At 57.5% G+C, this 11,697-nt stretch carries 8 protein-coding genes; 4 read left to right on the top strand and 4 right to left on the bottom strand.

Features of this window, described 5'->3' with window-relative positions:
- Positions 1-72: 72 nt before the first annotated feature.
- On the bottom strand, positions 73-1,152 hold the full coding sequence (gene recA, locus ACOTTU_RS05305) for a recombinase RecA (RefSeq protein ID WP_298918281.1): 1,080 nt from the start codon (positions 1,150-1,152) through the stop codon (positions 73-75).
- Between the two features lie 193 nt (positions 1,153-1,345).
- Between recA and ACOTTU_RS05300 the strand changes: the two genes are divergently transcribed.
- Entirely contained in the window at positions 1,346-1,957 is a 612-nt protein-coding gene (locus ACOTTU_RS05300) for a gamma-glutamyl kinase (RefSeq protein ID WP_425656334.1), read from the top strand.
- Here the strand turns inward: ACOTTU_RS05300 and ACOTTU_RS05295 are convergent.
- The 3 genes from ACOTTU_RS05295 to guaB form a co-directional block, all read right to left on the bottom strand.
- Positions 1,949-4,165, bottom strand: a complete 2,217-nt coding sequence (locus ACOTTU_RS05295; protein ID WP_298918476.1) for a PAS domain-containing hybrid sensor histidine kinase/response regulator — start codon at positions 4,163-4,165, stop codon at positions 1,949-1,951. The genes ACOTTU_RS05300 and ACOTTU_RS05295 overlap by 9 nt on opposite strands.
- 552 nt (positions 4,166-4,717) lie before the next feature.
- The gene (locus ACOTTU_RS05290; RefSeq protein WP_425656333.1) at positions 4,718-5,887 is read right to left on the bottom strand and encodes an RsmB/NOP family class I SAM-dependent RNA methyltransferase; all 1,170 of its coding nucleotides are present in this window, start codon (positions 5,885-5,887) and stop codon (positions 4,718-4,720) included.
- 197 nt (positions 5,888-6,084) lie between these two features.
- Positions 6,085-7,533, bottom strand: a complete 1,449-nt coding sequence (guaB, locus tag ACOTTU_RS05285) for an IMP dehydrogenase (protein WP_425656487.1) — start codon at positions 7,531-7,533, stop codon at positions 6,085-6,087.
- 158 nt (positions 7,534-7,691) lie between these two features.
- Between guaB and speB the strand changes: the two genes are divergently transcribed.
- The 3 genes from speB (at position 7,692) to ACOTTU_RS05270 (ending at position 11,669) form a co-directional block, all read left to right on the top strand.
- Positions 7,692-8,663 (top strand): agmatinase, encoded by a 972-nt coding sequence (speB, locus tag ACOTTU_RS05280; RefSeq protein WP_425656332.1) that lies wholly within the window; start codon positions 7,692-7,694, stop codon positions 8,661-8,663.
- Positions 8,664-8,769: 106 nt separating this feature from the next.
- Positions 8,770-10,821, top strand: a complete 2,052-nt coding sequence (locus ACOTTU_RS05275; RefSeq protein ID WP_425656331.1) for an ASKHA domain-containing protein — start codon at positions 8,770-8,772, stop codon at positions 10,819-10,821.
- Positions 10,818-11,669 (top strand): class I SAM-dependent methyltransferase, encoded by an 852-nt coding sequence (locus tag ACOTTU_RS05270; RefSeq protein WP_425656330.1) that lies wholly within the window; start codon positions 10,818-10,820, stop codon positions 11,667-11,669. The genes ACOTTU_RS05275 and ACOTTU_RS05270 overlap by 4 nt, the downstream gene beginning before the upstream one ends.
- Positions 11,670-11,697: the final 28 nt, after the last annotated feature.

Genomic DNA, 11,697 nt, shown 5'->3' with positions numbered 1-11,697 from the left:
CAAAGACGTTAAAAAGCAAAGAGGGCGCAGCCCTTTCGGTGCGCCCTGCTTTTGAAGACTATGTAACGCGTGTTACGCTTCGAGAATGTCGTCATCTTCCTTGCGCTCATGTGCCGGCATATCGAAGTCCAGGCCATGGGCTGCGCGTATCTTGTCTTCGATCTCCAACGCCATCTGCACATTTTCGCGTAGGAAGCCTTTGGCATTCTCGCGGCCCTGCCCGATGCGCTCGTCACCATAGCTGAACCAAGACCCGGACTTATCGACGACGCCGGCGGCAACACCGAGATCGAGCAATTCGCCCATCTTGGAGATGCCTTCGCCATACATGATATCAAATTCGACCTGCTTGAAGGGGGCCGCGACTTTGTTTTTGACAACCTTCACGCGGGTGTGGTTGCCCACCACCTCATCACGGTCTTTCAGCGCACCAATGCGGCGAATGTCCAGACGCACAGAGGAGTAGAACTTAAGCGCATTGCCACCGGTGGTGGTTTCCGGTGAGCCAAACATGACGCCGATTTTCATGCGGATCTGGTTGATGAAAATCACCATGCAGTTCGAACGGCTTATAGAGCCTGTCAGCTTGCGCATTGCCTGGCTCATCAGGCGGGCCTGAACTCCGACGGAGCTGTCGCCCATATCGCCTTCAAGTTCGGATTTGGGTGTAAGGGCAGCCACCGAATCGACAATCACCATGTTCACCGCACCGGATCGGACCAGCGTATCGGTAATCTCCAGCGCTTGCTCACCGGTATCGGGTTGGCTGATCAGAAGCTCGTCAAGATCGACGCCGAGTTTCTTGGCATAGGTCGGGTCAAGCGCATGCTCGGCATCCACAAAGGCACAAACACCACCGGCCTTCTGCTGCTCCGCAACACAGTGCAGCGTCAGAGTGGTTTTGCCCGAACTTTCAGGCCCGTAGATTTCCACGATCCGCCCCATCGGCAACCCGCCGATCCCAAGCGCAATATCCAACCCCAGAGAACCGGTGGAACTGGCCTTGATATCCTGAACAGCCCCTTCCTGCCCCAACTTCATGATGGAACCTTTACCAAACTGACGTTCAATCTGAGCCAGCGCGGAATCCAGCGCTTTCTGTTTGTCTGCGGTTTTTTTGCTGTTCATGCTCAATAAATCTGCCGTTGCCATTCTATTTCCCCTTAGTGTCATACTTCACGAAACTCGGCAATGCGCGCCGGTGTCGGATCCTGTAATGTTCTCATTACGTTCCTTATGAGACCAAAAGGAGAACATTTCAATCAAAATTTCACTAATTCATTTCTTTCCGAAACTCGTTAAAGAGTAGTTTAAATACATCAACTTGTTTTCGGGAGCGGTTCAGGTGCTCGTCTTTTACAAACCGCGTCTGGTATTTCTGTCCATTCCGAAAACCGGCACGACCGCCTATGAAAAAGCATATTCTGTGGTCGCAGATCATGTCATCAGCAACCCACCCGCGCTCAAACATGCACCTCTCTATCGCTACAATCGCTTCATTCGACCAATGTATGAAAAGGTTTGCGGCACTGAACTCCAGGTCATGGCGGTCGTGCGCGAACCGATCAGCTGGCTGGGAAGCTGGTATCGCTATCGTCAGCGGCCTTCGATGCGTGGCGACCCAAAGGCCACATTCGACGTGAGTTTTGACGAATTCGTGATGGCCTACAGCAAAGGCAAACCGCCGCCCTTTGCAGATGTGGGCAGCCAGGCCCGTTTTCTGGCACCACAAGCGAATGGCACCCGCGTGACATATCTTTTTGCTTATGAAAACCAGGCTCTCATACAGGCGTTCCTGAAAGATCGCGTCGGTGTTTTGCCGGATATCGGGCGCGAAAATACCTCCCCGGAGATGGCATTGTCGCTATCCAAGGAGGTTGAAGACAGGCTCAGACGCAAGTGCGCCGCTGAATTTGAACTCTATGACAGCGTTCGCCCAAAGGGGTTGTCAGTGTAGTTGCTGATGCACCGTATCCGTCAGGTCGTTGAGGGAAAATGGTTTGGGCAGAAAGACCGAATTGGGAATCTTGATCTGTGTTTCGCCGAAGCTGTCCTCGGCATACCCCGAGACAAACACCACCCGCACGCCGGGCCGTTCTTTCAGCGCTTCGCGCACCCAACTTGGCCCATCCATACCGGGCATCACCACGTCCGTCACAAAGACATCGACATTCAGCGAAGCGTCTTCAAGGGTTTTGAGGGCGGCTTCAGCAGAATCTGCCTCCAGCACCGTGTATCCCCGCAGGCGTAATGCGCGGCTGGCGAAGGCGCGCACGGGCGCTTCGTCTTCCACCAACAGGATCACGCCATCGCCATGTTTTCCGGTAGGTTTTGCAGCGATCTGTCGCTCGGCCGGGGCTGCGGTTTCAGGGTGTTCAAGAACCGGGAAATAGAGCGTGAAACAAGTGCCCGTCCCGACCGTACTGTCCACGAAGATATAGCCGCCAGTCTGCTTGATAATGCCATAGGCCGTGGAAAGACCAAGGCCAGTCCCCTCCCCGGTCCTCTTGGTGGTGAAGAACGGCTCAAACACCTTTTGCAGCTTGTCCGATGGAATTCCCACACCGTCGTCGGAAACCTGCACGGTAACGTATCGACCTGGCGGAACGCTTACACGATCCCGTTCGAGAGGCTTTTCCAGATCGGTACATTCGGTCACGATTCTGATCTGCCCGCCTTGTGGCATTGCATCTCTGGCATTGACCACAAGGTTCATCAGGACCTGCTCAAGCTGACGCTTATCAGCGCGGATCGGATCCAGAACCGGGTCGTGGCTGAGTGTCAGCGTGATCTTTTCGCCCACGAGACGGTTCAGAAGATGCGTGAGGTCCGAAAGTGTGTCCCGCATGTCGAGCGTTTCGGGACGCAGGGTCTGTTTGCGCGAGAATGCGAGGAGCTGCCCGACCAGAGCAGCGGCACGGTTGGCGTTCTGGTTGATCTGAACCAGATCGCTGAAATCAGGATCTCCCTGGTCATGTCGCAGCAAAAGCAAGTCGCAATGGCCGGAGATCGCCGTGAGCAGATTATTGAAATCATGCGCCACACCGCCGGCGAGCTGCCCGATCGCTTGCATCTTCTGACTTTGCACGAACTGGGCTTCCAGTGACTTCAGCTCGGTGGCATCGTTGAGCACCGCGATCAGCGCAGGTTTGCCCTCTTCGGTCACACGATTGAGGGTTACCTGAACGAAGACTTCCTTGTCAGTGCGCTTCAGCCTCAGGAACTCCGAATTCTGCGCAGTCCGTCCGGCAAGCGTTTCGGTCAGCCAATCGGTTATGGAGCGGCCCAGACCCTCCATCAGGTCGGAAAGTTGCACTTCGTCCTTGAGCGCTACCCCAATAAGCCCAGCGGCCTGACGGTTATAAGATTGCACCCGTCCATCAGGGCAAACTTTGAGGAGCGGGACCGGCAAGTCCTGAAAGACATTCCAACCGTCCTTGACCATCGGCTCGGACCCGGGCGGCAACAAATAGAGCGCGCGTCTGCCAGCGCCGGCATCAACTTCACTCACCAGCGCGCGGGTCGGACCCTCGACGCCAGCGATGTCGCATACCGTGCCCGGCACGACAGGGAGGTGCTTGAACAGGCGGTCCAGTGTTTTGATCCGACCACCGGCCAATTTCCGGGCAGCCTCGTTCATGTAAAGGACTGCATCCGTCCGCCCGATCAGGATCATCGGCAACGTCGGCCCCTCGGCCTGTTGCGCCGCAAGCGGCACATCATCCAGCCGCCACAGGAATTTTTCCGAACCGGCCTGATGGACAACAAGGCGAATATGACCCTTCCGGGTCACCAAATCTTCTCGTGCTGATCCTTCGAGTTCTGCGCGGGTCTGCAGGCGAAAGACGATCCCGCTGGGATTTGCCAGGGTGTTTTTCAGGGTACCGCTGATCGTATCTTCGATATCTTTTGTAAATCGTTTTCGGGCGGCGACATTCGCAGAGAGAATTTCGCCCTCCTGATCTGTCAGAAAACTTGGGGAGGAATCGTTTCCAATGAAATCTGCAAGCAATGAAACGGTCGCGGAATTGCTCTTTTTATAACGCTGTGCAAGCGACATCAGGATGCAGCTCAAGACAAGAAGCGACAAACATGCCGAAAAGAGCACCTTGCGCGCCAGGATATCCGGCGACGCCAATGCCAGCACACCCAACAGAACGGCCATCAAAACGAGTGTGCCCAGACGCTTCTGTGCATCTATTGCAAAACGGGTCAATTTGGATGGAGACAACGCGTGGCGCGACAAAATCTAGCTCCCAGAAGTTTCGAATCGCTTCAGCATTAACACGCCTGATGAGTTAATCTTGGCTTAACCACGTCAGGCAATGCCCGTTCAAGTTGAGTATGCCGAGCATTAAACTCGCGTCAAGTGTACTCTATTGCACCCGTCATCGCCAATGTTACCGCAAACCTGTGTTGCAACTTACAAATCTGACCTGGCAGCCGCTGACGAAAGGCCGCGATGAAGTGTTCGTTTTCCAATCTAGCAAGCCAACAAGTTGCGTAAACCAAGCATTTGGTGAGACCGGCCGCGCCGCGTGCAACACAGGGTTTTTAGGTCGCTCGATAGATTAAAACCAAGGGTTAAATGTCACGACACTGAAAACTACGCGATCCATTGGCCCATTCGATAGCCGGGAACCACAATCGGCTTCGCTTGAAAACATGTAATTGCCCGTCAGAAAGTGTCGGTGAATGATCGGTTTGCCATCAGCGTTCAATCTCTGCGCAGGACAGCACAGTAAAATCCATCACCACCAGACAGAGGCGTAAAATGTCGCTCGACCGCGACCGAAAATGCGGTGCTGCGGCTCAAGAACTCTTTTATTTGAAATGCGTTCTCGCACTCCAGCAACGAGCATGTCGCATACACAAGATGACCCTGTGCCCGGACAAGTTTGGCCGCCTGATCAAGGATTTCCTTTTGCAGGTCCACAACGTGACCGAGCTTCTCGGGGGTCAGCAACCATTTCCCTTGGGGGTCGCGACGCCACGAACCGCTGCCTGAGCATGGGGCGTCGACCAGAACTGTATCGAATTGCGGTCCCTGTTGCGCATCCCTGAGCGAAACTTGCTTGACGGACACGCCGGCCCGGGAGGCCCTGACGGGCAGGTCTTTCATTCTGCGTGGGTCGACATCATGGGCAAAAAAATCTCCGGCAATGCGTCCGGCCACCGCCAGCACCTTGCCGCCCGCGCCTGCACAAAAATCGAGTAATCTCTCGCCCTGCTTGAGCGGGACCAGGTCGCCGACCGCCTGCGAGGACGCGTCCTGCAGCTCGATTTCTCCGTTCTTGTAGAGCCTTGAGTTTCGGATTTTTCGCGATCCTTCCAAGACCTCTACGGCCGATAAAGACAACGCATGGGGCTCGCCGACTATTACCTCAAGGGCAAGTGAGGCGATTGCCTTCTCGCGGCTCAATTTCGCAAGGTTCACCCGAAGGTGGACGGGTGCCCGGTTTCGCATGGCCTGTGCAATCGCCTGCGCTTGCTCCCCATGAGAACGCGCCAGATCAGGCCAAAGCCAGTCGGGAAAGTCAGCACCTTCGCCGTCATGGGCTTCAACGGACCCTGCCGAGGCGCGCTCAACGTCCGTCAACTCTGGTGGTGCGTACCGATCCACACCGAAGACGGTTTCAGGATCTTGACCATGTGCACGCACGTAGCCGAGCAAGAGTGCGCGTCCCGTCTCGCCTGCACCAAGTGCGGCAAGGCTTTGTTTTCTCCGCAGTACCTCAAAGACAATGTCTCCAATCGCAGCCCGGTCCTTTGAACCGGCGTAACGGTTCTTGCGTCCCCAGTCTGCCAAGGCACGGTCCGCCAGTTCGCCTGCCTGAATACGATCCATCAAGTGAATTGCCGCGCTTATGCGGGCCGCCGGTGTCATAACGCTTGTGCCGCCATCATCCGTTTCGTGTCATAGAGCCGCCATCAACGACGTTGCTTTTTCGACGCATCAATTCAAGCCCTGCTCTGAGCTTTCCCAATATTCTGCAAAGCTTTTCCCGCTCAGTCAGCAATACCCACATCCGATTTCAAGGCCGGATATTCGCAAAATGCGGGCTACGCCGCGCGAATTCCCTATCAGCCCGCCCGGTAATTCGGGCTCTCGCGGGTAATCTGCACATCATGCACGTGGCTTTCCTTGAGACCCGCCCCGGTGATTTTCACGAAATTACAGTTCGTGCGCATCTCATCCACGGTCGCACAGCCGGTATAACCCATCGCGGCACGCAGACCACCGACCAGCTGATGCAAGACCGCGCCTGCGCTGCCTTTATAGGCGACCTGCCCTTCAATCCCTTCAGGCACCAGCTTGTCGGAGGCGGCGTCTTTCTGGAAATAGCGATCCGCTGACCCGCTGGCCATGGCCCCGAGACTGCCCATGCCGCGATAACTTTTGAAACTGCGGCCCTGATAGAGAATGACCTCTCCGGGGCTTTCGTCCGTGCCTGCAATCATGCTGCCCACCATGGCACAGGACGCGCCCGCAGCAATGGCCTTGGCAAAATCACCGGAAAACTTGATACCCCCATCCGCGATGACCGGCGTGTTCCCTGCGGCGCCTGCGCAATCCATGATCGCGGTCAGTTGAGGCACCCCGACACCTGCGACCATGCGCGTTGTGCAAATCGAGCCCGGCCCGATCCCGACCTTGACCGCATCAGCGCCTGCGTCGATCAACGCGCGGGTCGCTTCACCGGTGGCGACATTACCTGCCACGATCTGCACCTCATTGCTCAGGCTTTTGGCGCGACGCACGGCGGCGGCCACCCCTTCGGAATGGCCATGAGCCGTGTCGATCACAATCATGTCGGCCCCTGCGTCCACCAGAGCCTCGGAGCGCTCAAAACCCGCATCCCCGACGGTTGTGGCCGCAGCCACCCGCAAACGCCCCAACGCATCCTTGCACGCCGTCGGATTGAGCACCGCCTGTTCGGTGTCTTTCAGCGTCAACAAACCGGTCAGTTTGCCATCCTTGTCGGTGATCAGCAGCTTTTCGATACGGCGCGCCTTCATCAGGCTGATGGCTTCTTCACGGTCGGCGGGTTCGTGCAGAATGGCGAGGTTGTCTGAGCTCATCATCACCGAAACCGGCGTCTTGTCGTCGCTGGCAAAGCGCATGTCGCGGTTGGTGACAATCCCCACAACCCGGCCCTGATCATCCACAACCGGGAAGCCCGTGACGCGGTAGCGGTCTTGCAGGGCCTTTGCATCGGCCAGGGTCTGGTTCGCGCGCAGGGTGATCGGGTTGTAGACGATGCCGCTCTCAAACCGTTTCACCCGGCGGATTTCGCGTGCCTGCTCATCGATGCTGAGGTTGCGGTGTACGACGCCGATACCACCGGCCTGCGCCATGGCAATGGCCATCCGCCCTTCGGTCACCGTATCCATCGCCGAACTGAGCAGCGGAATGTTCATTGAAATGGCGCGGGTGACACGCGTTCTGGTATCCGCCGTGGAGGGCAGCACCGAAGACGCCCCCGGCACAAGCAACACATCATCAAAGGTCAGGGCCTCACGAATCTCCATAGCAACCTCGCTTTCGGAGTGTCTCATTTGGCAGTTTCCTATTTCATGGCCCACCCAAAATGGAAAGGGGCAAAATGGGCGCATAGCCCTCGCGATCACCGTTGCCAAAGCCGTCGGCGGGCGTAATGCTGCCGCGACACGATTTTGCGGAGAGACCAATGAGCGGACACGGGTATGAGGCAGGCAGGCTTGATCTGCCCTTTGTAGGAATTTCGACCTTCGGCAAGAGACCCTACGAGCCGGACTGGACCGCCATCAAGGCGGATGTCGCGGTCTTGGGCGCACCGTTTGATGCGGGCACCCAATGGCGGGCCGGTGCACGGTTTGGGCCGCGCGGCGTGCGCGAGGCCTCGACACTTTTCAGCTTCGGACATGCAGGCGCTTATGATCACGAGGATGACGCAACCTACCTGCCGGAAACCGTGCGCATCGTGGATATCGGTGATGCGGATATCGTGCATACCGACACCGAAAAAAGTCATGCCAATATCGAAAGCGGGGTGCGGGCAATCCTCTCCGCCGGGGCGCTTCCGGTTGTCATTGGCGGTGATCATTCAATCAACATTCCCTGCATTCGCGCCTTTTCGGGGCCGGAATATCAGGGGCGCGACATTCACGTTCTGCAAATCGATGCGCATCTGGATTTCGTGGATGAGCGCCACGGCGTGCGCCACGGGCATGGCAACCCGATGCGCCGCGCAGCCGAACAGAGCTATGTTTCCGGCCTGACACAAGTGGGCATTCGCAACGTCAGTTCAACCGCGCGCGAAGGTTACGCCGATGCCCGCAAGATGAGCTCGCAGATCATCTCTGTCCGTCAGGCGCGCAACATGGGTATTGAGGGGCTGTTGCGCACCCTGCCCGAGGACGCAGATATTTACATCACCATCGACATTGATGCGTTTTGTCCGTCGATCGCACCTGGCACCGGCACGCCAAGCCACGGCGGGTTTCTCTACTACGAAGTGCTGGAACTGCTTCAGGGGGTCGCCAATGCCCATAAGATCGTGGGTATTGATCTGGTCGAGGTGGCACCCGACTATGATCCGACTGGCTCCACATCCATTCTGGCAGCACAAATTCTGCTGAACACACTTGGGTTCATTTTCCATGCTGGACATCGCGGATAGCACGCCATCCATGCCGCCCCTGCGGCATGATGTGACGTGGATTGGCTTTCCCTCCGAGCCATCATCGCTATGCTACGGGTAACGCAGTGATACAGGTACCTCATCCATGACGACTGATCCTTTGGTGGTGTTTACGCCCTCCGGCAAACGCGGCCGTTTTCCCGTGGGCACGCCGATCCTGACCGCCGCACGGCAATTGGGGGTCGATCTCGATTCGGTTTGTGGCGGGCGCGGCATTTGTTCGAAATGCCAGATCACCCCCAGCTACGGCGAATTCTCCAAACACGGCGTGACAGTGGCCAAGGATGCGCTGTCGGAATGGAACAAGGTCGAGCAGCGCTATCAGGACAAACGCGGGCTGAAAGAGGGCCGCCGTCTTGGCTGTCAGGCGACCGTGCAGGGCGATGTGGTCATTGATGTGCCCCCCGAAAGCCAGGTGCACAAGCAGGTGGTGCGCAAACGTGCCGAAGCGCGCGAAATCATCCTCGATCCCTCCACCAAGCTCTATTACATCGAAGTGGCCGAGCCGGACATGCACGACCCCTCAGGTGATCTGGAGCGGTTGCGCGATGCCTTGCAGGACCAATGGGACCTTCACGACGTCACCGCCGATCTGCACATTCTGCAAATGATGCAGCCCATCCTGCGCAAGGGCGATTGGAAGGTCACGGTTGCCGTGCATCTGGGCGATCAGGAGAACAAACCCCGCATCATGAACATCTGGCCCGGGTATTATGACGGGACAGTTTACGGTCTCGCGGTCGATCTCGGCTCCACCACCATTGCAGCACATCTGTGTGATCTACAAACCGGTACCGTTCTGGCGTCCTCGGGTGTGATGAACCCGCAAATCCGCTTTGGCGAAGACCTGATGAGCCGCGTGTCCTATTCCATGATGAACCCCAAGGGTGCCGAGGAAATGACGCGCGCCGTGCGGGAGGGCATGAACGCATTGTTCACCCAGATCGCAACCGAAGCGGGTATCGACAAAACCCTGATTGTCGATGCGGTTTTTGTCTGTAATCCGGTCATGCATCACCTGCTCTTGGGCATTGATCCCTTTGAGTTGGGTCAGGCCCCCTTTGCGCTGGCGACAAACAACGCCCTGCGTCTGCGGGCGGATGATCTGGAACTGAACATTCACCCCTCCGCCCGCATTTACCTGCTGCCTTGCATTGCGGGCCACGTGGGTGCCGATGCGGCAGCGGTGGCCCTGTCCGAAGCCCCCGATAAATCCGACGATCTCGTTCTGGTGGTCGATGTGGGCACAAATGCGGAAATCCTGCTGGGCAACAAGGATAAGGTTCTGGCCTGCTCCTCACCCACGGGGCCCGCCTTTGAGGGGGCGCAGATCAGCTCCGGCCAACGGGCTGCCCCCGGTGCCATTGAACGGGTGGAAATTGACCCCGCAACCAAGGCCCCGCGTTTCAAGGTGATCGGGTCGGATCTTTGGTCGGATGAAGAGGGGTTTGACGAGATGATCGCCGCCACCGGTGTCACTGGCATCTGCGGCTCCGGCATCATCGAAATGGTGGCCGAGATGCGTCTGAACGGGATCGTGGATGCACCTGGCCTGATTGGCTCAGCGGAGCAGACAGGTTCTGATCGTTGCTTTCAGGACGGGCGCACAAACTCCTACCTCGTCTACGACGGCACCGCCCAAGGTGGCCCCCTGATCACCATCACCAACCGCGACATCCGCGAAATCCAGATGGCAAAAGCCGCGCTATACTCAGGTGCACGTCTGCTGATGGATAAATTCGGCGTCAACAATGTGGACCGTGTCGTACTCGCTGGCGCGTTCGGCGCACATATCTCCCCCAAACATGCCATGGTTCTGGGCATGATCCCGGACGCAGCGCTCGACAAGGTGACCTCCGCCGGGAATGCCGCCGGAACGGGCGCGCGCATTGCCTTGCTCAACACTGCTGCGCGCGCTGAAATCGAGGCTACGGTGCGGGCAATCCACAAGGTCGAGACCGCCATCGAGCCACGGTTTCAGGAGCATTTTGTCAACGCCTCCGCCATTCCAAACGCGGTCGAGCCCTTCCCCATCCTCAATTCCATCGTCACCCTGCCGACAGCCACTTTCAACACCGGAGGCGGCGGCGCTGATGATGGCTCGGGCGGCGGGCGGCGCAGGAGACGTCGCGCGTGAACGCCGGCAACGCCGATCAGGCGGAATTCTGGACAACGGATGCGGGTCTGAAATGGGTTGCGCAACAAGCAGCCCTCGACGCGCTTTTCCAGCCGGTTCTGGATGGAACGCTGGACCGCGCTGACCTGCAACCGGGCGACAAGGTTCTGGATGCTGGATGCGGCACCGGCGCCAGCACCTTGCAAGCCGCAGAAGGGGTCGGACCGTCTGGATTCGTGCTTGGGGCAGATATTTCCTCGACGATGCTGGAACGGGCGCGGGATCGTTCCACAGGTGTCGCCAATGTCGATTTTCTGATGGCCGATGTTGCTGAACACCCTTTTGAGCAAGGAAAGTTCGAGCACATGGTTTCCCGTTTCGGCGTGATGTTCTTTTCTGAACCCACTGCCGCATTTACGAACATACACAATGCCTTAAAACATAACGGCAAGGTGACTTTTGCGACTTGGGGCCAAATTCCGAACAACCCGTGGTTCACATGCGCAGCACAGGCAGCAAAGGCTCACCTCGGATCACCCCCGCCGGTGGATCCTGACGCTCCAGGGCCTTTCAGCATGCGCAATGTGGATGTGGTGGTCCGAATTCTTGCTAACGCCGGTTTTGAACGGACCGCAGCGGAAACGGTTGACATGTACCTGACGCCATACGGCACACCCGCAGAAGTGGCCGCCCTGGCGATTAGCATTGGTCCGGCCGCGCGCACCCTGTCGCATTTTAACGGAACAGACGGAGATTTCGCGGCCGTTGCAGCACGTCTTGAAACCGCTTTCGAACCATTTGCGTCGTCTCAAGGTGTGCGCATTCCAGCCGAGATCAATTTCTTCCAGGCGCACCGCAAGGCAGCGTGATCGTCCTTGACGCTATGACGCGAAATCA

Source organism: Roseobacter sp. EG26, assembly GCF_049830555.1.
Classification (GTDB): Bacteria; Pseudomonadota; Alphaproteobacteria; order Rhodobacterales; family Rhodobacteraceae; genus Roseobacter.
This window is presented reverse-complemented; position numbering and strand designations above follow the sequence as displayed.